Consider the following 23,373-nt stretch of genomic DNA (forward strand, 5'->3'; position numbering starts at 1 on the left):
TCGGTCGCGAGGACGAGGACCACGAAGAGTGAGGAGAACCAGCGCGTGAGACGCCAGGTGCGGGCGAACTACGGTGCGTCGCTGTCGCCTGACGCGACGGCCTTCGCGCACCTCGTCGACGACGGCGGCTTCCCCCGGGCGGTGCAGCGGTTCCTGCTGGGCTGGCGGGCGAGTTCCTCACGAGACGTGGAGTTGCCGGTCGAGGGCCCGGTCACCCGGGTCATGCATTCCGCCGACGGGCACTGGCTGGCCTGCCAGGTCGCCCCCGACGGCAGTGACCGGTTCCAGATCTGGGTCGTGACAACCGATCCCGATGACCGGGACGCCCGCCGCATCGACTCGTGGCCCATGGATCAGCCGGACGGCAGCGCCGAACTCATCGGTTGGGACGGCACCCAGGTCGCGGCGATCCTCACCGGTGAGGACGGTGTCGGCAGTTCGTGTCTGATCGACCCGGCCGACGGCGCGACCATCGTGCTGGACCGCCGGACGGCCGGACGCCTGGTCGACGCCTGGGCCGGCGCGGCGCTGGTGCGGGTGGGCCCACGCGGCTACCGCGATCTCATCATGCTGCGCGGGCTCACCGAAACCGCGCTGCTGCCCTACGATCCGGGTTCGACCACCGACCTGGGGTTCATCCTCGACGACCACAGCCCACGGCGCCTGCGGTCGGGCCCGATGGGGGAGAGTTTCACGCTCTACCACCCGGCCAAGGACTACGGGCTCAACAGCACCGAGGGGTACGTGCGGGCGTTGATCCGCAGCGACAACGGCGGATCTCACGCGCGCCTCATCGAGGTGACCACCACCGCCGAGGGCGTCTCCTACCACGTCGTCGCGGAGAAGCCGGGCTTCGACCTCGACGAGTTCGTCGTCAGCGACGATATGTCGACCGTCGCGCTCCTGTGGAATGTCAACGGCTGCAGTGAATTACAGATCCTCGAATACGCGGACAACACGTTGTCCGAACCCATCCCGCTGCCCGGTCTCGTCGCGACGGAACTGACGATCAGCGCGGGCGGTTCGATGGTCGCGATGACGGTGGAGAGCCCGTCGCTGCCGCCCACCGTCGAACTGGTCGATCCGCGCTCACGCGAGTGGCAGCGGGTGGACCGCGAACCCAGTGAGGGCCCGCTGACGGCGGATCCCACGCTGGAGGTGGTCGTCGCCCGTGACGGGATGGAGTTGACCGGTTGGCTGTACCGCCCGCCGGCACCGGTCGAACCCGTCGGCGCGATGATCTTCCTGCACGGCGGGCCGGAGGGTCAGTCCCGGCCCGGCTACAACGAGTACTACCCGGCTCTGCTGGCCGCGGGCATCACCGTGTTCACCCCGAACGTGCGCGGCTCGGGCGGCTTCGGCCGTGCGTTCATGCACGCCGACGACAAGGAGCTGCGGTTCGCCGCGATCGACGACGTGGCCGACTGTGTGCGCTATCTGATCGAGCACGAAGCCGTGCCGGCCGACCGCGTCGCCTGCTGCGGCTGGTCGTACGGCGGTTATCTGACGCAGGCGGCGTTGACCTTTCACCCGGAGTTGTTCGCCGCCGGCATCAGCATCTGTGGGATGAGTGATCTGAACACCTGGTATCGCAACACCGAGCCGTGGATCGCGGCGGCCGCCTACCCGAAGTACGGGCACCCGATCGGCGACCGCGACCTTCTCGAGCGGCTCTCACCGCTGCTGCGCGCCCCCGCGCTGACCGCCCCGCTGCTGCTGGTGCACGGCGGGAACGACACCAACGTGCCACCCAGCGAATCGCAGCAAATGTTCGACGCATTGCGCGCTTTGGACCGCACCGTCGAGCTGTTGGTGTTCGACGACGACGGTCACGAGATCGTCAAGCGGGAGAACCGGGCCGCGCTCGTCAACGCGATGACGACGTGGCTGCTCAAGGCGTTCTCGGCGGCTTCGGTGCTCTGACGATCATCCGCCCCGGACAACAGGTTTGGACAAATTGTCCTGGGGGTAAACGGTGTTGCGCGCCACTCCGGCGCGAACAGGATGGAGGCTGGGGCATGAGAGGCATACTCGGCTTAATTGTGCTCGTCTGGTTGCTGATCGGCGTGGTGGCTGCCTTTCAGCGTGACTATTTCAAATCGGGCGACGCCAACTGCGCCACCGCGGCCAACGTCGCCTTGACCGTTGTCGCGGGCCCGCTCAATTACACGGGCGTCAATCCGAAGGTGAACTGCGCCGAGGTGCAGATCCCGCAGCCCAGCCAGTAATGACTGGCGCCAACAATTAAAGAGATGGAGTAGGCAATGATCATTCTTGGAATCATCTTGGTGGTGCTGGGATTCGTCCTGGGCATGAACATCTTGACGACCATCGGTGCGGTTCTCATCGTGATCGGTGCGGTCTTCTGGATCCTCGGAGCGACCGGCCGCGCCGTCGGAGGCCGAAAAGTCTGGTATTAACCCTGTAGCCGACCGGCCGAGGCCAGCGCCGCCACTGTCATCGCTCGAAGGACAGTGCGCGAGCTGGCCTCGGCCGTTTTGGTTGCCCCGGGTTTGACGCTGTGCGGTGTGGAGTTGAGGAGCCCGAACGCCGCGTGGGCCATCAGCCGGGCCTGAGCCTCGTCGAGCGAGGGGTCGACGGCCCGCAGCACCTCCACCCAGATCTCCACGTACTGGCGCTGCGCTCTGCGCACCTGTCGTTTGGCGGGGTCCGGCAGATGGCCGAGGTCCCGGTCCTGGATCCGGATGAGGTCGGACTCGCCGAGCGCGAAGTCGAGATGGAAGTCGATCAGCCCGTCGAGGGCGGTCTCCGCGTCCGGGGAGTTGGTCAGCACTTCGCGCGCACCGGCCAGCAGCCGGGTGCTGATGCCCACGAGCAGTTCGACGAGCATCGCCTCTTTGTTGGGGAAGTGCCGGTAGATCGCGGGTCCGCTGACGCCGACCGCCGAGCCGATGTCCTCGAGGCGCACCGCGAGGTAACCCTTCTCGGCGACAAGGCGTTCCGCCGCGGCGATCAGCTGGCTGCGACGGTCCGACTTCGCCCGGCTGCGGCGGGTGCTCGCGACTGACGTCGGCGCCATGGACGGCCTCTTGCGGTGGGAGGTGGACATCGGGTGTTAATCGTGATTAACATACCACGAGTTAGTCGTCATTAACTCAAATGAACGGGTTCACGGATGGCACCGCGGGCATCACATCGTGACGCGCACACAGCGCTCGTCGAGGAGTTGCGCACCAAGCTCGCGGGTGCGGCGCTCGGTGGGCCGGCCAAATCGCGCGAGCGCCACGTCAGCCGCGGCAAACTGCTGCCGCGCGACCGGGTCGACGGGCTGTTGGACGCGGGCAGCCCCTTCCTGGAGATCGCCCCGCTGGCCGCCGACGGTATGTACGACGACGAATGCCCGGGCGCGGGGATGATCGCCGGTGTCGGCCGGATCTCCGGACGCGAATGCATGATCGTCGCCAACGACGCGACGGTCAAAGGCGGCACCTACTACCCGGTGACGGTCAAGAAGCACCTGCGCGCCCAGGAGATCGCAGGGCAGAACCGGTTACCCTGCGTGTACCTGGTCGACTCCGGCGGTGCGTTCCTGCCGCGTCAGGACGAGGTGTTCCCGGACCGCGACCACTTCGGCCGGATCTTCTACAACCAGGCCACGCTGAGCGCCCAGGGCATCGCGCAGATCGCCGCGGTGCTCGGATCCTGCACCGCCGGTGGGGCTTACGTCCCGGCCATGAGCGACGAAGCGGTGATCGTGCGCAATCAGGGCACGATCTTCCTCGGCGGCCCTCCGCTGGTGAAGGCCGCCACCGGCGAGGTCGTCTCCGCCGAGGACCTCGGCGGCGGTGACCTGCACTCCAAGACCTCCGGCGTCACCGACCACCTCGCCCACGACGACCGCGACGCGCTGCGGATCGTGCGCCGCATCGTCGGGACCCTCGGGCGGCCGCAGCCGCCACCCTGGGATGTGGCCCCCGCGGTGGATGCGGTGGCCGATCAGTCCGAGCTCTACGACGTCGTCCCGGTCGACTCGCGGGTGCCCTACGACGTGCACGAGGTCATCACCCGCATCGTCGACGGCGGCGAATTCGCGGAGTTCAAGGCCGAGTACGGCACCACGCTGGTCACCGGGTTCGCGCGCATCCACGGCCATCCGGTCGGCATCGTCGCCAACAACGGCGTGCTGTTCGGCGAATCCGCGCAGAAGGGCGCCCATTTCATCGAGCTGTGCGACAAACGGGTGATCCCGCTGTTGTTCCTGCAGAACATCGCCGGGTTCATGGTCGGCCGCGACTACGAGGCCTCCGGGATCGCCAAACACGGCGCCAAGATGGTCACGGCCGTGGCGTGCGCACGGGTGCCCAAGCTGACCGTCGTCATCGGAGGTTCCTACGGGGCGGGCAACTATTCGATGTGCGGTCGCGCGTATTCGCCGCGCTTCCTGTGGATGTGGCCGAATGCACGGATCTCGGTGATGGGCGGTGAACAGGCCGCATCGGTGCTGGCCACGGTGCGAGGTGAGATGACGCCCGAGCAGGAGCAGGAATTCAAGGCGCCGATCCGCGAACAGTACGAACGTCAGGGCAACCCCTACTATTCGACAGCGCGGTTGTGGGACGACGGCGTGATCGACCCGGCGGACACCAGAACCGTTGTGGGGTTGGCTCTTTCCATTGTCGGGCAGGCGCCACTCGAGCCTGTCTCCTACGGCGTCTTCCGGATGTGATCCCGTGACATTCAACACCGTCCTGATTGCCAACCGCGGGGAGATCGCGGTCCGGGTGATCCGCACCCTGCGCGCGATGGGTATCCGCTCGGTGGCGGTGCACAGCGATGCCGACGCCGGTGCGCGTCACGTCGCCGAGGCCGACGTCGCCGTGCGCATCGGCCCGGCCGCCGCGCGGCAGAGCTACCTCGACATCGACGCGGTGGTGTCCGCGGCCCGCCGCACCGGTGCGCAGGCGGTGCACCCAGGTTACGGATTCCTCTCGGAGAACGCCGATTTCGCGGCGGCGCTGCAGGCCGCGGACATCGTGTTCATCGGCCCGCCCGTCGGGGCGATCCAGACGATGGGCGACAAGATCGCGGCCAAGGCCGCCGTCTCGGCGTTCGGAGTCCCTGTGGTGCCGGGCGTCTCGCGTCCGGGCCTGACCGACGACGACCTGATCGCCGGTGCCGGTGACGTCGGCTTCCCGGTCCTGGTGAAACCGTCGGCCGGCGGTGGCGGCAAGGGGATGCGCGTCGTCCACGACCCGGCCGAGTTGCCTGCCGCGCTGGTCTCGGCGCGCCGGGAGGCGGCCGCCGCGTTCGGCGACGACACGCTGTTTTTGGAACGCTTCGTGCTCAACCCCCGCCACATCGAGGTTCAGGTCCTCGCCGACGGTTTCGGCAACGTCATCCATCTCGGTGAACGTGAGTGCAGCCTGCAACGCCGCCACCAGAAGGTGATCGAGGAGGCGCCGTCGCCCCTGCTCGACGAGGCCACCCGCGCCAGGATCGGCGCGGCGGCCTGCGACACCGCGCGTAGCGTGGACTATGCCGGCGCCGGGACGGTGGAGTTCATCGTCTCGGCCGACCGGCCCGACGAGTTCTTCTTCATGGAGATGAACACCAGGCTGCAGGTCGAGCACCCGGTCACCGAGATGGTCACCGGTGTCGACCTCGTCGAGCAGCAGGTCCGCATCGCCGCGGGGGAGAAGCTGTCGATCACCCAGGGTGACGTCGTGATGCACGGCCATGCCGTCGAGGCCCGCGTGTATGCGGAGGATCCCGGTCGCGGCTTCCTGCCGACCGGTGGCACCGTCCACGCCCTTTCCGAACCCACCGGCGCCGGCGTCCGGGTCGATTCGGGACTGCGTGGTGGCGCGGTGGTCGGCAGCGATTACGACCCGATGCTGTCCAAGGTGATCGCCCACGGAGCCGACCGTCCGGCGGCGCTGCGCGCACTCGACCGTGCGCTCGCACAGACCGCCGTCCTGGGGGTCGACACCAACATCGAGTTCCTGCGGTTCCTGCTCACCGACCCCGACGTCGCGGCGGGACGGCTCGACACCGGTCTACTCGACCGCCGGGCGCCCGACTACGCGCCGGTGGCGGTGAGCGACGCGGATCTGATCGCCGCGGGGGCGTATCTGTGGTTGCGGGCGTGGCCGGCACCGGGCGGCGACCTGTGGGCGGTGCCGACGGGGTGGCGCGTCGGCGACCACGCACCCACGACGCATCGCCTGCAGTCCGGTGAGCGCACCGACCACGTCCACCTGACCGGTTCCCCGCAGGCCGCCACCGCGCGGATCGAGGACGGTGAAACACGTTCGCTGTCGGCCGTACTCGACGGGGATCGGCTCGTGGTCACACTAGACGGACTGCGCGCCGAGTATCTCGTCGCCGCCGACGGCGGACAGATGTGGCTGGCCGGTGCCGGTCGGACGGTCGCCGTCGCCGAGGTCCGCGAGGCGCCGGTGCGCCAGGACGACGCCCACGGCGGTGACGCCGAGCTGACCAGCCCCATGCCGGGTTCGGTGGTGGCGGTCGGCGTCGAAGCCGGGGCGACGGTGACGACCGGCACCGTCGTGGTCACCGTCGAGGCCATGAAGATGGAACACGCCCTGACCTCGCCCGTCGACGGCGTGGTCGAACTGCTCGTCGCGGTCGGCGACCAGGTCAAAGTGGGCCAGCCGCTGGCACGGATCCTCGCTACCGACAAAGGAGACCAGTCATGACCGACTTTCTGGCGTCCGGCACGCTGCCGGACCATTACGAACAACTCGCCAAGACCGTGCGCGACTTCGCCCGCAGCGTCGTGGCGCCGGTGGCCGCCAAACACGATGCGGAGCATTCGTTCCCGTACGAGGTCGTGCGCGGGATGGCCGATATGGGCCTGTTCGGACTGCCGTTCCCCGAGGAGTACGGCGGGATGGGCGGGGATTACTTCGCCCTGTGCCTGGCGCTCGAGGAACTCGGCAAGGTCGACCAGAGCGTGGCGATCACGCTGGAGGCCGGCGTATCGCTGGGGGCGATGCCGGTGTACCGGTTCGGCAACGAGGACCAGAAGCGGGAGTGGTTGCCGCAGTTGACCAGTGGGCAGGCGCTCGCCGCGTTCGGGCTGACCGAACCCGGTGGCGGCAGCGATGCCGGCGCCACCAAGACCACCGCAAAATCGGATGGATCAACGTGGGTCATCAATGGCAGCAAGCAGTTCATCACGAACTCGGGTACCGACATCACCAAGCTGGTGACCGTCACCGCCGTCACGGGTGAGGTCGACGGGCGCAAGGAGATCTCGTCGATCCTCGTCCCCGTGCCCACGCAGGGGTTCACCGCCGAACCGGCCTACAACAAGGTGGGCTGGAACGCCTCGGACACCCATCCGCTGTCGTTCGACGACGTCCGGGTACCCGAGGAGAACCTGCTCGGTGAGCGGGGCCGCGGGTACGCCAACTTCCTGCGCATCCTCGACGAGGGCCGCATCGCGATCGCCGCGCTGTCGGTCGGCGCGGCGCAGGGTTGTGTCGACGAGAGTGTCCGCTACGCCAAGGAGCGGGAAGCGTTCGGCCGCACCATCGGCAGCAACCAGGCCATCGCGTTCAAGATCGCCCGGATGGAGGCCCGTGCGCACACCGCCCGCGCCGCCTACTACGACGCCGCGGCGTTGATGCTGTCGGGTAAACCGTTCAAGAAGCAGGCCGCGATCGCCAAGCTGGTGGCCAGCGAGGCCGCGATGGACAACGCGCGCGACGCCACCCAGATCTTCGGCGGCTACGGCTTCATGAACGAGTACCCGGTCGCCCGGCACTACCGCGACAGCAAGATCCTCGAGATCGGTGAGGGCACAACGGAAGTGCAGCTGATGCTGATCGGGCGGGAGCTCGGCCTGTGAAGCGCGTCGTCACGCAGCGCGGGCTGTGGTTCGAGGAGTTCGAGACCGGCGTGGTCTACCAGCACCGGCCGGGGCGCACCATCACCGAGGCCGACAACGTGCTGTTCACCACGCTGACCATGAACACCCAGGCGCTGCATCTCGACGCGGCGTTCTCGGATGCGTTGCCGCCGTTCAACCAGCGGCTGGTGAACTCGATGTTCACGTTGTCGACGCTGGTGGGTCTGTCGGTCGCCCAGCTCACGCAGGGCACGATCGTCGGCAATCTCGGATTCGGGGAGGTGGCGTTCCCGAAACCGCTGTTCCACGGGGACACGCTGTACGCCGAGACCGAGGTGCTCGAGAAGCGGGAGTCCAAGAGCCGGCCGGGCGAGGGGATCGTGACGTTCTCCCACGTCGGACGCAATCAGCACGGCGACGTCGTCGCGACCGCGTCGCGAAAGACCATGGTGCGCAAGCGACCTGAAGGAGACCCGCAGTGACGCTCGGCAACAACGGGCCCGGGTGGCTGTTCTGCCCGGCCGACCGGCCGGAGCGCTTCGAGAAGGCCGCCGCGGCAGCCGATGTGGTGATCCTCGACCTCGAGGACGGGGTGGCCGCCAGGGACCGGGAGGCGGCGCGCGCGGCGCTCGTCGACACCCCGCTCGACCCGTCGCGCACCGTCGTCCGGGTGAACCCGACCACCACGCCCGACCATGCCCTCGACCTGCAGGCGCTGGCACGGACCGACTACACGACCGTCATGCTCGCCAAGACCGAGAGCGCAGAACAGGTGAGCGCACTGGCGCCGCTGGAGGTGGTGGCGCTGATCGAAACCCCGCTGGGGGCGCTCACCGTCGTCGAATCGAGTCGCGTGGACAACACCGTCGCGGTGATGTGGGGCGCCGAGGATCTGCTGGCGGTCACCGGCGGCACGTCGAGTCGGTGGCCCGACGGCTCCTACCGGGACTTCGCCGTGCACGTCCGCTCCCGGTCGCTGCTGGCCGCCAAGGCCTACGGCCGGATGGCACTGGACTCGGTCTACCTCGACATCAAGGATCTCGACGGGCTGCGGGCCGAAACCGACGATGCGGTCGCGGTCGGATTCGACGCCAAGGTCGCCATCCACCCCACCCAGGTCGCGGTGATCCGCGACGGCTACCGGCCCACCGACGAACAGGTCGACTGGGCCCGTCGCGTCCTGGACACGGCGCGCGATGAACGCGGCGTCTTCCAGTTCGAGGGCATAATGGTGGATGCCCCAGTGCTGAGGCGAGCAGAGCGCATCGTCGCGTTGGCGCCACACCCAGGCAGCTGACCGGCAGCCCTACACCAGGGGGTTCCTGCTCTGACCGCCACACGCTGAGCACCTGAAGTCGTCGGACGGCGAAACATGCCGTCGATGCGACCTGAAGGAGGCGGTATGGCAGGCGTCGAGTTGGACCCCGTGCAGCTGGTGGGCGCCGATGGCGCACCGAGCGCACAGCAGCGCTATAGCCGCGACCTGCCTCCGGAGACCCTGGCCTGGCTCTACGAGACGATGGTCGTCACCCGCGACCTCGACACGGAGTTCGTCCACCTGCAGCGCCAGGGTGAACTGGCGCTCTACGCCTCGTGCCGCGGGCAGGAGGCCGCCCAGGTCGGCGCCGCCGCCTGTCTGCGCAAGACCGACTGGCTGTTCCCGCAGTACCGGGAGATCGGGGCGTTCCTGCTGCGCGGCATCGCCCCGGCGCAGATGGCCGCGGTGTGGCGCGGCAAATGGCACGGCGGTCTGGAGTTCACGGCGAAGTGCTGTGCGCCGATCTCGATTCCGATCGGCACCCAGGGTCTGCACGCGGTCGGCGCCGCGATGGCCGCGCAGCGCCTCGGCGAGGACTCGGTGACGGTGGCGTTCCTCGGCGACGGCGCCACCGGCGAGGGCGACGTCCACGAGGCGATGAATCTGGCCGCGGTCTACCAGGTGCCGTGCGTGTTCTTCGTGCAGAACAACCAGTGGGCCATCTCGGTGCCGGTGCAGCGCCAGGTGGCCGGGCCGTCGATCGCCCACCGAGCCGCCGGCTACGGCATGCCCGGCGTGCGGGTCGACGGTAACGACGTGCTGGCGTGTTTCGCGGTGATGTCCGAGGCGGCCGCCCGCGCCCGCGCCGGCGGCGGGCCGACGCTGATCGAGGCGGTCACCTACCGGCTGGGCCCGCACACCACCTCCGACGACCCCACCCGGTACCGCGACCAGTCCGAGGTGGACCGGTGGCGGGCACGCGATCCGATCCCGCGCTACCGCACGTACCTGCAGGGCGCCGGGGTGTGGTCCGAACGGCTGGAGGAACGGGTGGCGGCTCGCTCGAAGCGGCTGCGCGCGGAGTTGCGCGACGCGGTGGTCGGGGCGCCCGACTTCGATGTCTCAGAGGTGTTCGACACCGTCTACCACGACATCACCCCGGACCTCGCCGAGCAGCGCGACCGGTTGCTCGCCGAACTGGCGAAGGAGGCGTGACATGACCCAACTCATCGAACGGCCCACCGGCGCAGACGATCACGACCGGTTCATCACCGACGTCCCGACCGTCACCGAACTGACCATGGTGCAGGCCATCAACCGGGCTTTACACGATGCGATGGCCGCCGACGACCGCGTGCTGGTCTTCGGGGAGGACGTCGCGACCCTCGGCGGGGTGTTCCGGGTGACCGACGGCCTGTCCGAGACCTTCGGTGAGCAGCGGTGTTTCGATACGCCGCTGGCCGAGTCGGCGATCGTCGGCATCGCGATCGGGATGGCGATCCGCGGTTTCGTCCCGGTGCCCGAGATCCAGTTCGACGGGTTCGCCGCACCGGCGTTCGACCAGGTGGTCAGCCACCTCGCCAAGTACCGGATGCGCACCCGCGGCGATGTCGACATGCCGGTGACCATCCGCATCCCGTCGTTCGGCGGAATCGGTGCGGTGGAACATCATTCGGAATCGACCGAGACGTACTGGCTGCACACCGCGGGCCTCAAGGTCGTGACACCGTCGAGTCCGACCGACGCGTACTGGCTGCTGCGGCACGCGATCGCCGCCCGCGACCCGGTGATCTACCTGGAACCGAAACGACGGTACTGGGCGCGGGGGGCCGTGGACACCACCGAGCCCGGCCTGCCGATCGGGCGGGCCGCAGTGCGCCGCGAGGGCACCGACGTCACGGTCCTCACGTACGGGCCGCTGGTCGCGACGGCGCTGTCCGCCGCCGAACACGCCGCGGCTGAGTCGGACTGGTCGCTGGAGGTCGTCGATCTGCGGTCGCTCAACCCGCTCGACTTCGACACCGTGGCGGCGTCGGTGGGCAAGACGGGCCGCGCGGTGGTGATGCACGAGGGTCCGCGGACACTGGGCTTCGGCGCCGAACTGGCGGCACGGATCTCCGAGGAGCTGTTCTACGACCTGGAGGCGCCGGTGTTGCGCGCCACCGGGTTCGACACCCCGTATCCACCGGCCCGGCTGGAGAAGCTGTGGTTACCGGGGGTGGACCGGTTGCTCGACTGCGTCCAGCGGACCCTGGAGATGCCATGACCGTGCAGGATTTCCTGGTGCCGGATCTGGGTGAGGGTCTGCAGGACGCGACGATCACCTCGTGGGCGGTCGATGTCGGTGACGAGGTCGAGCTGAACCAGACGCTGTGCACCGTCGAGACGAACAAGGCGGAGGTCGAGATCCCCAGCCCGTACGCCGGCCGGGTGGTCGAACGCGGGGGCGACGAAGGTCAGACGCTCGACGTGGGATCCCTGCTGGTGCGGATCGCGACATCAGCGGATGAACCGGTGCCGCAACGCAAATCGGTACTGGTCGGATACGGCGCCGATGAGGCGATGGATACCAGCAGGCGCCGGTCGGCGCGGCCGCGCGCCAAACCGCCGGTGCGCAAGCTGGCGGCCGAACTGGACGTGGATCTCAACGCGGTCAGCGCATCGGGACCCGACGGCGTGGTCACCCGCGAGGACGTGCAGCGTGCGGCGGAAGGCTGGGCGCCGGCCGCGGAGCAGGTCGCGGTGCGGGGTGTCCAGGCGGAGATGGTGCGACGGATGTCGTTGTCGCGGAGGGAGATCCCGGATGCCCACGCCAGCGTCACGGTCGACGGCAGCGCACTGCTGCGGCTGCGGGACAGACTGCTCGGCACCGACCCGCCGGTGACGCCCTTCGTGCTGACGCTGCGACTGCTGACGCTGGCGCTGCGGCACCACCCGGCGCTGAACGCCACCTGGATCGAGACGGCGGAGGGGCCGCAGATCCACCGGCACACTGCAGTCCACGTCGGATTCGGTGTCGCCGCGCCGCGCGGGCTGCTGGTGCCGGTGATCGCCGACGCGCAGGACATGACCACGCGTGAACTCGCGGCCGCGGTGGGGCGGCTGGTGGCGGAGGCTCGCGCCGGACGGGTGCGGCCGGCGGAGCTGTCGGGGTCGACGTTCACCGTCTCGAACTTCGGTGCGCTCGGGCTCGACGAGGGCGTGCCGGTGATCAACCATCCGGAGGCCGCGATCCTGGGCATGGGTTCGTTGAAGCCGCGCGCGGTGGTCGTCGACGGTGAGGTGGTCGCCCGGCCGACGATGACGTTGACGTGCGCCTTCGACCATCGCATCGCCGACGGGGCCACCGTGGCGGCCTTTCTGGGCGAGTTGCGCGAGCTCGTCGAAGCGCCGGAGCTCGCGCTGCTCGACCTGTGACCTACTTGCGTTTGGCCGCGGCGAGGCGGCGGGCGAACTCCGGCGATTCGATGGACGCCGCCTGAGGACCGAGTTCGATGTCGACCGCCGTGCGGTGCTGTTCGGTGTCGACCGTGCCGGGGCTGGCGGTCGCGCGCATCGACGCCTTCGTCGCCAGCACCACCTCGCGCGGTGCGGCCGCAGGCCCGGCGGCCAACTGACGTGCGGTGGCGACGGGATCGTCGGCGACCTCGAGGGCGAGGCCGTGGCGGACCGCGGCCTCGGCGTCGAAGCGCATCCCGAACAACAGCGCCGCGCGCGCCACCTCCGGACCCACCGCCCGCTGCAGCATCCAGGTCGCCCCGCCACCGGGGTGGATGCCGAGCTTCTGGAACCTCGGATCGAAGAGGGCATTCGGGCCTGCGATCCGGACGTCCGCCGCGAGCGCCAGGTTGAGGCCGGCGCCGACGGCCGCCCCGTTCACCGCCGCGATGGTCGGCAGCGGGCAGTGCGCCACCGCGAGGAAGCCGTCGTAGATGCGGCGCAGACCGTCCTCGGTGGCCTCGCCGAGGGCGGTCAGATCCGCGCCCGCGCAGAACGCCTTGCCTGCCCCGGTGACGATCAGCGCGTGCACCCCGGGGTCGGCCTCCGCCGCGTCGACGGCTGCGCGCAGGGCCGCCGACATCTCGAAGGTCACCGCGTTGCGACGGTCGGGATCGTTGACGGTGACCAGGGCGACGTGGTCGTCGACCTGCATCAGTACGGAATCAGCCACGCGATCACCCTATTCGGGCCCGTCGTCGGCCCCGGTGACGGGCATCGGACAGCGGTCGATCTAAGGTGTGGACCTGCGGCACCGTGGTCCAAATGTCATGTGGCGCTTGCCGATTTCGGGTTCCACGCGGCGGGCGCGCGTTATTCGCCCGCGCTCTGGTACTTCGGGAGGCCGTGCTCGCGGAAGCGGCGTCCGGTCATCTTCTGTGCCTCGATCCGGATGAAGTGGTCGCGACGACCCTCCACCCACGGCTCGAGGAATGTGCCGGACACTTCGACCAATTCGTCGACATCGGAGATCGGGTGCGCCGTTCCGACGATGGTCACGCTCCATCCGGTGCGCAGATCCGGGTCGAGTTCGTCGGCCTCGAACGCCACCACCATGTTCTTGTTCGCGGCGGCGAGCTTCGCCCCGCCGGCGACGCGGATGATCACGTCGTCGCGCTTCATCCGGAAGTTGACCGGGTGGACCGCGGGCAGGCCGTCCTCGGTGAAGACCAGACGGCCCACGCGCACACCTTCCAGGAGATCGAGGCATTGCCTGCGGTTGAGGACATCGAGTTGCTGTCCCTTGGTCATGGTCATCAATCTCCCTGTGCGAGTTGAGCGGAACCCGGTCGCCGGGTTTCGCCGCATCCATCAGTGTCCGCCAAGCGTCCCACGCCGGGGAAGGGACCAAAGGCCCTACGCCGTCCGACCTGCTCCGACCCATACTGATCACGTACCAGCCCGCAACGGCGAAGGGATGTCGAGATGTCCACTGCGGTCCACCCGGGAATCGTCGTGGGAGTCGACGGATCCGTCGGTTCGCACGCCGCTGTGCGCTGGTCGGCTCGTGAGGCGGTGATGCGCCGGGTGCCGCTGGTCCTGGTCAACGTCCTGGCCACCGACGTCACCGCCGCGTGGGCGATGGCCGTGCCTGCCGCGCCGCTGCCCGCGCAGTATTTCGAGAGCCGCGAACAGGACGCCCGCGCGGTTCTCGCCGAAGCGGAAACCGTCGCGAAGGACGCCGGTGCGGTCGACGTCACCACCGAGCTCGTCCAGGCCGCGGCGGTGCCCGGGCTCGTCGACGTGGCCAAGGAAGCCGACATGCTGGTGGTCGGAACCCGCGGGCACGGTGCGGTGAAGCGGCTGCTGCTCGGCTCGGTGACCACCGGACTGCTGCACCACTCGCGATGCCCTGTCGCTGTCATCGGCCCCGATGCGGACCAGCCGTCGGAGACCGGCCCCGTCGTGGTCGGGGTGGACGGTTCGCGGGCTTCGCAGCGCGCGGTGGAGATCGCGTTCGAAGAGGCGTCCATGCGGGGCGTCGACCTCGTGGCCCTGCACAGCTGGAGCGACCGCAACGAGTCCCTGCACCCGTACGTCGACTGGGCGACGGTCCGGGCCCCGGCCGAGGAGACGCTGGCCGTCAGCCTGGCCGGCTGGTGCGAGCGCTACCCGGACGTGACGGTGCACCGTGAGTCGGTCTTCGACCGGCCCGTCGAGCATCTGCTCGAGCGCTCGGAGTCGGCGCAACTGCTCGTCGTCGGAAGCCACGGGCGGGGCGGGTTCGCGGGCATGCTGCTGGGTTCGGTCAGCACGGCCGTGGTGCAGGCTGCGCGCTCTCCGGTGATCGTGGCCCGGGGCCGTTAGCGCCGAGACTGCTGCCAGATCGCGACGACGCGGCTGGACGTGATCTCCGCGCAGTCTCGGCGCGAGCACCCAGCGCCCCCGGCAGGGATCGAACCTGCGACCAACCGCTTAGAAGGCGGCTGCTCTATCCGCTGAGCTACGGAGGCAGCGCGGGTGAGTGTATCTCGCCTCCCAGTGGGCAGCCGCGGACTAGCGTGGTGTCAGCAGTCATGCGAGCAGGCACTGTCGACAGGAGGGCTTCAGGGTGGCGACGAGCGACGTGCCGGAATTGGATGCCGCGGGGTTGCCCGAAGAGCTCAGCCCGTTCGACCAGATCCTGCACCGCGGCGAGGCCAACCCGCGGACACGCTCGGGCATCCTGACCATCGAGATCCTCGACACCACGCCGGACTGGGACCGGTTTCGCACCCGTTTCGAACACGCCTCTCGCAAAGTCCTGCGCCTGCGCCAGAAGGTCGTGACGCCGACCCTGCCGACGGCCGCACCGCGGTGGGTCGTCGACCCCGACTTCAACCTGGACTTCCACGTCCGCCGGGTCCGCATCCCGGAGCCCGGCAACATGCGGCAGCTGATCGATCTCGCCGAGATCGCCCTGCAGTCGCCCTTGGACATCTCGCGCCCGCTGTGGACCGCCACGCTCGTCGAAGGGCTCGAGGGTGGTCGCGCCGCGACGATGTTGCACTTCAGCCACGCGGTGACCGACGGAGTCGGCGGTGTCGAGATGTTCGCCAGCGTCTACGACCTGGAACGCGACCCGCCGCCCAGCGATGTGCCGCCGCTGCCGATTCCGCAGGACCTCTCGCCGAACGACCTCATGCGTCAGGGGCTCAACCGGCTGCCGTTCTCCCTCCTCGGCGGCGTCCGCAACGCGCTGGGCGGCGCCGCGAGCGCGGTCGGCAAGGTGGTGCGCGACCCCGTCTCGTCCGTCGGCGGCGTGGTCGACTACGCCCGCTCCGGCGCGCGTGTGGTGGGCTCGGTCGCCGAACCCTCGCCGCTGCTGCGCCGGCGCAGCCTCTCGACACGCAGCGAGGCGATCGACATGTCCCTCGGCGACCTGCACAAGGCGGCCAAGGCGGCCGGCGGCTCCATCAACGACGCGTACCTGGCGGGCGTGTGCGGGGCGCTGCGGCTCTACCACGACGCCTTCGGCCTACCCGTCGCCACGCTGCCGATGGCCGTCCCCGTGAGCCTGCGGTCCGACGCCGATCCCGCGGGCGGCAACCGCTTCGTCGGGGTGAACCTCGCCGCACCCATCGGCGTCACGGATCCGCGCGAGCGCATCACCAAGCTGCGCGCACAGATGACGCGAAAGCGCGAGGAGCGCGCCCTCGACATGATCGGCGCCGTGGCACCCGTCGCGAGCCTGCTACCCGACACGGTGCTCGAGGCGATGGCCGGTTCGGTCGTCAACTCCGACGTCCAGGCCAGCAACGTGCCCGTCTACGCCGGTGACACCTACATCGCGGGCGCAAAGATCCTCCGCCAGTACGGCATCGGACCGCTGCCCGGTGTGGCGATGATGGTGGTTCTGGTGTCGCGCTCCGGCTTCTGCACGGTCACCGCCCGCTACGACCGCGCGTCCATCACCGACCCCGACCTGTTCGCCGAGTGCCTGCTCGCCGGTTTCGACGAGGTGCTCGCCATCGGCGGTCCCGGCCGCGCCAGCCCGGCGTCGTTCACCCTGGAGTCCGAAAAACCGTCACCGAATGGGAGTGCGCCACAATGAGTCCGGACGACGGTCAGCAGTCCGAGCGGCGTCCCATGCGTCTGCCGGGGTCGGTCGCGGAGATCCTCGCCGCACCGGAGGGGCCGCAGGTCGGCGCGTTCTTCGATCTCGACGGCACGCTGGTGGCCGGGTTCACCGGCGTCATCATGACCCGGGACCGGTTGCGCCGCAGGCAGATGAGCGTGGGGGAGTTCATCGGCATGGTGCAGGCCGGGCTCAACCACCAACTCGGCCGGTCGGAGTTCGAAGACCTCATCGGCAAGGGCGCGCGCATGCTACGCGGCAGTTCGCTCAGCGACATCGACGAACTCGCCGAACGCCTCTTCCTGCAGCACGTCCGCGACCGTATCTACCCCGAGATGCGCGCGCTGGTCCGTGCGCACATGGCGCGGGGTCACACCGTCGTGCTCAGTTCGTCGGCGCTGACGGTGCAGGTCGAACCCGTGGCCCGGTACCTCGGCATCCAGAACGTGCTGAGCAACAAGTTCGAGACCGACGACAACGGGTGCATCACCGGTGAGGTGGTCCGGCCCATTCTGTGGGGGCCGGGGAAAGCCCATGCGGTGCAGGCGTTCGCGGCCCGCAACGGCGTCGACCTGTCGAAGAGCTACTTCTACGCCGACGGGGACGAGGACGTCGCGCTGATGTACCTCGTCGGCAACCCGCGGCCCACCAACCCGGCGGGCAAGCTCGCCGCCGTCGCCGCCAAGCGCGGGTGGCCGGTGCTGCGGTTCAGCAGCCGCAGCGGTAGCAGTCCACTCTCCCAGCTGCGCACGGTCGCCGGCATCGGATCGGTTTTACCGGTCGCCGCCAGCGCGCTCGGCGTGGGACTGCTCACCCGCAACAGGCGTACCGGGGTGAACTTCTTCACCTCGACGTGGAGCCGGTTGCTGCTCACCACTGCCGGCATCAACCTCAACGTGCTCGGCCGGGAGAACCTGACCGCACAGCGCCCCGCGGTGTTCATCTTCAACCACCGCAATCAGGCCGACCCGCTCATCGCGGGCAGGCTGGTCGAGACCGACTTCACGACGGTGGGCAAGAAGGAACTCGAGAACGACCCGCTGATCGGCACCATCGGCAAGGTGATGGACGCGGCGTTCATCGACCGCGACGATCCCAAGGCCGCCGTCGAAGGTCTTCGCAAGGTCGAAGAGCTTGCCGGAAAGGGTCTTTCGATCCTGATCGCGCCCGAGGGCACCCGCCTGGACACCACCGAGGTCGGGGAGTTCAAGAAGGGTCCGTTCCGCATCGCCATGTCGGCGCGGATACCGATCGTGCCGATCGTCATCCGCAACGCGGAGGTCGTCGCCGCGCGTGATTCGAGCACCTTCAATCCCGGCACCGTCGACATCGCGGTCTATCCGCCCATCCCGACCGAGGACTGGACGCTGCAGGATCTGCCCGACCGCATCGCCGAGATCCGGCAGATCTACCTCGACACCCTCAAGGCGTGGCCGCACGGAAACCTGCCGGTCCCCGCCCTCTACAAACGGTCGCCGGGGGAGGCGGTGGAGCCACGCAAGGTCGAGGACAAGCCGGCCAAGAAGGCCGCCAAGAAGGCCGCCAAGAAAACACCGGCGAAGAAGACGCCGGCGAAGAAGGCCGCCAAGACCGCTGAGCCGCAACAGAAAACGTCGGCCAACGGCAGGTCGCAGCCCGGGGTGAAAGGTCGACAGTGAAGCTGCCCGACGACTACTACGCCAGCTTCACCACCACGGACGACGCGCTGGTGCTGGCCGCCGCGTCGTCGCCGGCCGAGGTGGAACTGCTCGACGAGTGGCTGGCCGCCCAACGCCACGACAACCCCGACGTCGAGGTCGACGTGCTGCAGCTACCCGTCGACGGGGAACCGTCGCCCGGCGTCCTCGCCAAACTGGTCGAAGAACTCGAGGCCGACGAGGACCGCACCGTCGTGCCGGTGCGGGTGTTCTGGGTGCCCGCGGGTCTGCCCACGCGGTCGAAGGTGGTGGCGCTGATCTCCGGTCGCGACACCTACCGTCCACCCGAGATCCTGCAGCGCCGCATCCTCAAACGCGACCGGACCCGGGCCCGCGTCATCGCCGGTGAACCCGCCAAGGTCTCCGAACTCCGTCAGCAGTGGCACGACCACACCGTCGCCGAGAACCCACGCGATTTCGCGCATTTCGTCGTCCGCCGCGCGGTGCTGGCGATCGAGCGCGTCGAGTACCGGCTGCTGGGCCCCGAGTACAAGTCGCCCCGGCTGGTGAAGCCGGAGATCCTCGCCTCCACCAAATTCCGTGCCGGACTGGAGAAGATCCCCGGTGCGACGGTGGACGAGGCAGGCAAGATGCTCGACGAACTGGCCACCGGGTGGAGCCGGGTGTCGGTGGACCTCATCCCGAACCTCAGCCGGCTGATCGTCAAACGGGGCTTCGACACCAACATCGACTACGACCACACCGAGATCGCCAGGCTGCGAAGCGATCTGGAGAACCATCCGGCGGTGCTGCTGTTCTCTCACCGGTCGTATCTCGACGGCGGTGTCGTCCCCGTCGCGATGCAGGAGAACCGGCTGCCCCCGGTGCACATGTTCGCCGGCATCAACCTGTCCTTCGGTTTCATGGGGCCGCTGCTGCGTCGGTCCGGCGTGATCTTCATCCGCCGCAACGTCGCCGGAGACCCCCTGTACAAGTACGTGCTCAAGGAGTACGTCGGCTACGTCGTGCAGAAGCGGTTCAACCTCAGCTGGTCCATCGAGGGCACCCGGTCGCGCACCGGGAAGATGCTGCCCCCCAAGCTCGGTCTGCTTGCCTACGTCGCCGACGCGTACCTCGCCGGCCGCAGCGACGACATCCTGCTGCAGCCGGTGTCGATCAGTTTCGATCAGCTGCACGAGATCTCCGAGTACGCCGACTACGCCCGCGGGGGCGAGAAGACCCCGGAGGGGCTGAGCTGGCTGTACAACTACATCAAGGCGCAGGGGGAGCGAAGCTACGGCAAGATCTATGTCCGCTTCCCCGAAGCGGTTTCGATGCGCCAGTACCTCGGTGAACCCGGTGGCCCGATCGCGACCGACGAGTCCGCCAAACGGCTCGCGATGCAGAAGATGGCCTTCGAAGTGGCCTGGCGCATCCTGCAGGTGACGCCGATCAACGCGACCGCACTGGTGTCGGGACTGCTGCTGACCACCCGCGGCGTCGCACTCACCCTCGACCAGCTGCACCACACCCTGCAGGACGGGCTCGACTACCTGATGCGCAAGGACAAGCCGCTGACCAACAGCGCGCTGCGCCTGCGCACCCCCGAGGGGGTGCAGGCCGCGGTCGATGCGTTGTCCAACGGCCACCCCGTCACCAAGGTGGACAGTGGTCGCGAACCGGTCTGGTACATCGCGGCCGACGACGAGCACGAGGCGGCGTTCTACCGCAACACCCTCATCCACGCGTTCCTCGAGACGTCGATCGTGGAGTTGGCGCTGGGGTACGCCGCACGCGCGGACGGGGATCCGCTGGAGGCGTTCTGGACACAGGCGGCACGGTTGCGCGATCTTCTGAAGTTCGACTTCTACTTCGCCGACTCGGCGGCGTTCCGCGAGCACGTCGTCGAGGAGATGTCGTGGCGGGCCGACTGGGAGTCGCAGGTGGCCGCCGGAGGTGAGCGGATCGACGCACTGCTGCGGGAGAAGCGGCCCCTGATGGCCGGCGCGATGCTGCGGCCGTTCTTCGAGGCCTACGAGATCCTGGCGAGCGCCCTGCGCGACGCCCCGGCCGACATCGAGGAGAAGGACCTCATCAAGCGGGCCATGGGGTTGGGCCGCCAGTACGTCGCGCAGGACCGGGTGCGCAGCAACGAGTCGGTGTCGGCACTGCTGTTCAGCACCGCCCGGCAGGTCGCCGCCGATCAGCACCTGCTGGAATCCGGTCCGGACCTCGAGGTGCGGCGTACGGCGTTCTGTGAGGAGCTGGGCGGGATCCTGGCCGACATGGACAAGGTCGACCGGTACGCCCGCGAGCAGTTCATGGCGCGGGAGGCCGAACGTCACCGGGCCAAGACGGGTCGAGCCGCGGTGAACCGCCCGGCAGGGTGACGCCGAACACGCCATACCCTGGGAACATGACCACGGTTGCGGTGAAGACACGCCCCAGCGCGGTGTGGCCCGTGCTGGTGGGCGTGGCCGCCCTGGCCGGTCTCACCGCCGCCGGTATCGGCGCGCTGTCGCTCGCGGACGCGTTGACCGCCACCGGGCTGCCCGATCCGGGCCCGGTCACCACCTACGGGCTGCCGTTCGTGCGGGCGGCCGGGGAGATCGCCGCGGTGACCGCCGTTGGCGCCTTCCTGTTCGCGGCGTTCCTGGTGCCGCCGCAGGCCAACGGCGTGCTCGACGTCGCGGGATACCGGGCGTTGCGGTTGGGCACGGCGGCCTCGGCGGTGTGGACGGTGTGCGCGGTGCTCCTCGTGCCGTTGACCGTGTCGGACGTATCGGGCCAGGCGCTGCGCGACCACCTCAACCCGGTCGAGATCTGGTCGGTGGCGGGTCAGGTCGACGTGGCGAGTGCCTGGCGGTGGACGGCGCTGCTGGCGGCCGTCGTCACGCTGGCCGCCCTGCCGGTGCTGCGATGGGCCTGGACGCCGCCGCTGTTCGCCGGGTCCCTGCTCACGCTCATGCCGCTCGCGCTGACCGGGCATTCGTCGTCGGGCGGTGCGCACGACCTGGCCACCAACAGCCTGGTCATCCATCTCGTCGCCGGCGCGCTGTGGGCCGGCGGTCTGCTGGCGCTGTTGGTGCACGCCCTGCGCGGCGGCGAGCACGGGGACGTCGCGGCCCGCCGGTTCTCCGCGGTCGCGCTGTGGTGCTTCGTCGCGATGGCGCTCAGCGGCGTGATCAACGCGCTGGTGCGGATGTCGCCAGCCGACCTGTTCCGCACCGAGTACGGCGGTCTGGTGCTCGCCAAGGCGGCGGCGCTGACGGTGCTCGGGGTGCTCGGCTACCTGCAGCGCCGCAAGGGGGTGGCGGGTCTGCAGGCCGACCCCGGCGCGCGGGGTCCGTTGGTGCGCCTGGCGCTGGTCGAGGCCGTGCTGTTCGGCGCGACGTTCGGCATCGCGGTCGGTCTCGGCCGCACACCGCCCCCTCCGCCGGGACGCCAGCCCACCCCGGTGGAGGTCGAGATCGGCTACGACCTGGCCGGTCCGCCGACCGTCACCCGCATCCTGTTCGACTGGCGCTTCGACCTGATCCTGGGCAGTGCGGCGATCATCCTGGCGCTGGTCTACCTCGCCGGGTGGTGGCGGCTGCGGCGACGCGGTGACGCCTGGCCGGCCGGGCGCACGGTCGCGTGGCTGCTCGGTTGCGCGACGCTGCTGATCACGACGTCCTCGGGACTCGGCCGGTACATGCCGGCGATGTTCAGCGTGCACATGGTCGCGCACATGCTGCTGTCGATGCTGGTACCGATCCTGCTGGTGCTCGGTGCGCCGGTCACGATGGCGCTGCGCGCGCTGCCGGTGGCGGGAAAGGGCAAGCCGCCGGGCCCGCGGGAGTGGCTGCTGGCCGCCCTGCACTCGCGGGTGTCACGCGTGCTCACCCATCCGATCGTCGCGCTCGCGCTGTTCGTCGCCGGCTTCTACGGGCTGTACTTCGGGGGACTGTTCGAGGCGGCCGTCGACGACCACGCGGCCCACGTCGTGATGAACATCCACTTCCTGCTCAGTGGCTACCTCTTCTACTGGGTCGTGATCGGCGTCGACCCGACCCCCCGGCGCATCCCGCAGCTCGCCAAGCTCGCGATCGTGTTCGCCTCGCTGCCCCTGCACGCATTCTTCGGGGTGGTGCTGATGGGCATGAACTCGGTGCTCGCCGAGGACTTCTACCGGTCGCTGCACCTGAGCTGGCACAACGATCTGCTCGCCGACCAGAAGCTCGGCGGCAGCATCGCCTGGGCCGCGGGCGAGATCCCGCTGGTGCTGGTGCTGCTCGCGCTGCTCATCCAGTGGCGCCGCAGCGACGATCGCGACGCGAAACGGCTCGACCGGGCGGCCGAGCGGGACCACGATGCCGACCTGGCCGCCTACAACGCGATGCTGGCCGAACTGGCCCGGCGCGACGGCCGCTGACGGCGCCTGTCCACAGCGCCCGATTCATCCACAGCACCCCCGCGGGTCCGCACCGGGTGCCGCCCGCCGTCGGTGGCGTCCCGGTGAATGGCGGTACCGGCGAGACACCGTCGGCCCGTGGATCAGACAGGAATCGAGGCTCACCATGTTCGAGACGCCCATCACCGTCGTCGGCAACATCGTCAACAACCCGTACCGGCAGCGCGTCGGCGATCAGGAGGTGATGAGGTTCCGCGTGGCCAGCAACTCCCGGCGCCGCACCGCCGACGGCTCCTGGGAGCCGGGCAACTCGCTGTTCGTCAGCGTGAGCTGCTGGGGCAAACTGGTCACCGGGGTCGGTGCCTCGCTCGGGAAGGGTGACGCCGTGATCGTTGTCGGACACGTGCACACCAGCGAGTACGACGACCGTGAGGGCGTACGCCGTTCGTCGGTCGAGGTGCGCGCGACCGCGGTCGGCCCGGATCTCAGCCGCTGCGTCGCCCGGGTCGAGACGTTGCGCCAGTCCGGTCCCGCCGGAGCCGGTGAGGCACCGGAAGCCCCCGAAACCGGCGGTGAAGTAGCCGACGGCGCAGACGCCGAGGCCGGCCACACCGGTCCGGGCACCGGTCCGGGCGACCCCGACGCCGCGGAGGCGCTGCCACTGAGCGCCTAGCCACATCCGGCCACGCCTAG

20 protein-coding genes and 1 tRNA gene are annotated in these 23,373 nt (G+C 69.3%); 17 read left to right on the forward strand and 4 right to left on the reverse strand.

The features are described from left to right. Positions 1 to 45: 45 nt before the first annotated feature. The 3 genes from G6N49_RS04765 to G6N49_RS29180 all read left to right on the forward strand — a co-directional run bounded on the left by G6N49_RS04765 (position 46) and on the right by G6N49_RS29180 (position 2,420). A complete protein-coding gene (locus G6N49_RS04765; RefSeq protein ID WP_179967728.1) occupies positions 46 to 1,923 on the forward strand; it encodes an alpha/beta hydrolase family protein in 1,878 nt (625 codons plus the stop codon). A 95-nt stretch (positions 1,924 to 2,018) separates the two neighbouring features. Continuing rightward, the gene (locus G6N49_RS04770) at positions 2,019 to 2,228 is read left to right on the forward strand and encodes a hypothetical protein (protein ID WP_011561016.1); all 210 of its coding nucleotides are present in this window, start codon (positions 2,019 to 2,021) and stop codon (positions 2,226 to 2,228) included. 36 nt (positions 2,229 to 2,264) lie between these two features. After that, complete coding sequence (locus G6N49_RS29180) at positions 2,265 to 2,420, forward strand: DUF6131 family protein (protein WP_011768318.1); 156 nt, start codon at positions 2,265 to 2,267, stop codon at positions 2,418 to 2,420. On the opposite strand, the gene G6N49_RS04775 is transcribed toward G6N49_RS29180, so the two are convergent. Continuing rightward, entirely contained in the window at positions 2,417 to 3,040 is a 624-nt protein-coding gene (locus tag G6N49_RS04775) for an SACE_7040 family transcriptional regulator (RefSeq protein WP_064872063.1), read from the reverse strand. The two genes, G6N49_RS29180 and G6N49_RS04775, sit on opposite strands and share 4 nt — an antisense overlap. Positions 3,041 to 3,136: 96 nt before the next feature. Between G6N49_RS04775 and G6N49_RS04780 the strand changes: the two genes are divergently transcribed. The 8 genes from G6N49_RS04780 to G6N49_RS04815 all read left to right on the forward strand — a co-directional run bounded on the left by G6N49_RS04780 (position 3,137) and on the right by G6N49_RS04815 (position 12,512). Further along, complete coding sequence (locus G6N49_RS04780; RefSeq protein WP_011856193.1) at positions 3,137 to 4,687, forward strand: carboxyl transferase domain-containing protein; 1,551 nt, start codon at positions 3,137 to 3,139, stop codon at positions 4,685 to 4,687. A 4-nt stretch (positions 4,688 to 4,691) separates the two neighbouring features. Then, positions 4,692 to 6,680: an ATP-binding protein gene (locus tag G6N49_RS04785; protein WP_011856192.1), complete on the forward strand. Its 1,989-nt coding sequence runs from the start codon at positions 4,692 to 4,694 to the stop codon at positions 6,678 to 6,680. Beyond that, entirely contained in the window at positions 6,677 to 7,837 is a 1,161-nt protein-coding gene (locus G6N49_RS04790; RefSeq protein ID WP_011856191.1) for an acyl-CoA dehydrogenase family protein, read from the forward strand. The genes G6N49_RS04785 and G6N49_RS04790 overlap by 4 nt, the downstream gene beginning before the upstream one ends. Next, a complete protein-coding gene (locus G6N49_RS04795) occupies positions 7,834 to 8,319 on the forward strand; it encodes a MaoC family dehydratase (RefSeq protein ID WP_011561010.1) in 486 nt (161 codons plus the stop codon). The genes G6N49_RS04790 and G6N49_RS04795 overlap by 4 nt, the downstream gene beginning before the upstream one ends. After that, positions 8,316 to 9,134, forward strand: coding sequence for an HpcH/HpaI aldolase/citrate lyase family protein (locus tag G6N49_RS04800; RefSeq protein WP_064872065.1), 819 nt, complete (start codon positions 8,316 to 8,318; stop codon positions 9,132 to 9,134). The genes G6N49_RS04795 and G6N49_RS04800 overlap by 4 nt, the downstream gene beginning before the upstream one ends. Positions 9,135 to 9,239: 105 nt before the next feature. Next, positions 9,240 to 10,310 (forward strand): pyruvate dehydrogenase (acetyl-transferring) E1 component subunit alpha, encoded by a 1,071-nt coding sequence (gene pdhA / locus G6N49_RS04805; protein ID WP_064872067.1) that lies wholly within the window; start codon positions 9,240 to 9,242, stop codon positions 10,308 to 10,310. A gap of 1 nt (position 10,311) precedes the next feature. Continuing rightward, positions 10,312 to 11,361 (forward strand): alpha-ketoacid dehydrogenase subunit beta, encoded by a 1,050-nt coding sequence (locus G6N49_RS04810; RefSeq protein ID WP_064872069.1) that lies wholly within the window; start codon positions 10,312 to 10,314, stop codon positions 11,359 to 11,361. Next, the gene (locus G6N49_RS04815; protein ID WP_083045430.1) at positions 11,358 to 12,512 is read left to right on the forward strand and encodes a dihydrolipoamide acetyltransferase family protein; all 1,155 of its coding nucleotides are present in this window, start codon (positions 11,358 to 11,360) and stop codon (positions 12,510 to 12,512) included. The genes G6N49_RS04810 and G6N49_RS04815 overlap by 4 nt, the downstream gene beginning before the upstream one ends. A gap of 1 nt (position 12,513) precedes the next feature. On the opposite strand, the gene G6N49_RS04820 is transcribed toward G6N49_RS04815, so the two are convergent. Then, positions 12,514 to 13,266 carry an enoyl-CoA hydratase gene (locus tag G6N49_RS04820; RefSeq protein WP_011856190.1) on the reverse strand — a complete coding sequence of 251 codons (753 nt, stop codon included), beginning with the start codon at positions 13,264 to 13,266 and terminating at the stop codon, positions 12,514 to 12,516. Between the two features lie 140 nt (positions 13,267 to 13,406). Further along, positions 13,407 to 13,844, reverse strand: a complete 438-nt coding sequence (locus G6N49_RS04825) for a pyridoxamine 5'-phosphate oxidase family protein (protein WP_041309749.1) — start codon at positions 13,842 to 13,844, stop codon at positions 13,407 to 13,409. 174 nt (positions 13,845 to 14,018) lie between these two features. On the opposite strand from G6N49_RS04825, the gene G6N49_RS04830 reads away from it, so the two are divergent. After that, entirely contained in the window at positions 14,019 to 14,900 is an 882-nt protein-coding gene (locus tag G6N49_RS04830; RefSeq protein ID WP_011856189.1) for a universal stress protein, read from the forward strand. Between the two features lie 73 nt (positions 14,901 to 14,973). Here the strand turns inward: G6N49_RS04830 and G6N49_RS04835 are convergent. Then, positions 14,974 to 15,046: transfer RNA gene (locus tag G6N49_RS04835), tRNA-Arg, on the reverse strand. 98 nt (positions 15,047 to 15,144) lie between these two features. On the opposite strand from G6N49_RS04835, the gene G6N49_RS04840 reads away from it, so the two are divergent. From G6N49_RS04840 to G6N49_RS04860, 5 genes are all read left to right on the forward strand, one after another. Beyond that, a complete protein-coding gene (locus G6N49_RS04840; RefSeq protein WP_011856188.1) occupies positions 15,145 to 16,626 on the forward strand; it encodes a wax ester/triacylglycerol synthase family O-acyltransferase in 1,482 nt (493 codons plus the stop codon). Beyond that, positions 16,623 to 18,308: an HAD-IB family hydrolase/lysophospholipid acyltransferase family protein gene (locus tag G6N49_RS04845; RefSeq protein WP_083045431.1), complete on the forward strand. Its 1,686-nt coding sequence runs from the start codon at positions 16,623 to 16,625 to the stop codon at positions 18,306 to 18,308. Before G6N49_RS04840 ends, G6N49_RS04845 begins: the two co-directional genes overlap by 4 nt. Further along, complete coding sequence (locus tag G6N49_RS04850) at positions 18,305 to 20,677, forward strand: glycerol-3-phosphate 1-O-acyltransferase (protein ID WP_011561000.1); 2,373 nt, start codon at positions 18,305 to 18,307, stop codon at positions 20,675 to 20,677. Before G6N49_RS04845 ends, G6N49_RS04850 begins: the two co-directional genes overlap by 4 nt. Positions 20,678 to 20,703: 26 nt before the next feature. Continuing rightward, entirely contained in the window at positions 20,704 to 22,701 is a 1,998-nt protein-coding gene (locus G6N49_RS04855; RefSeq protein ID WP_011560999.1) for a bifunctional copper resistance protein CopD/cytochrome c oxidase assembly protein, read from the forward strand. A gap of 145 nt (positions 22,702 to 22,846) precedes the next feature. Continuing rightward, on the forward strand, positions 22,847 to 23,353 hold the full coding sequence (locus G6N49_RS04860; RefSeq protein ID WP_011560998.1) for a single-stranded DNA-binding protein: 507 nt from the start codon (positions 22,847 to 22,849) through the stop codon (positions 23,351 to 23,353). Positions 23,354 to 23,373: the final 20 nt, after the last annotated feature.

The sequence above is a fragment of the Mycolicibacterium monacense genome (genome assembly GCF_010731575.1).
GTDB lineage: Bacteria > Actinomycetota > Actinomycetes > Mycobacteriales > Mycobacteriaceae > Mycobacterium > Mycobacterium monacense.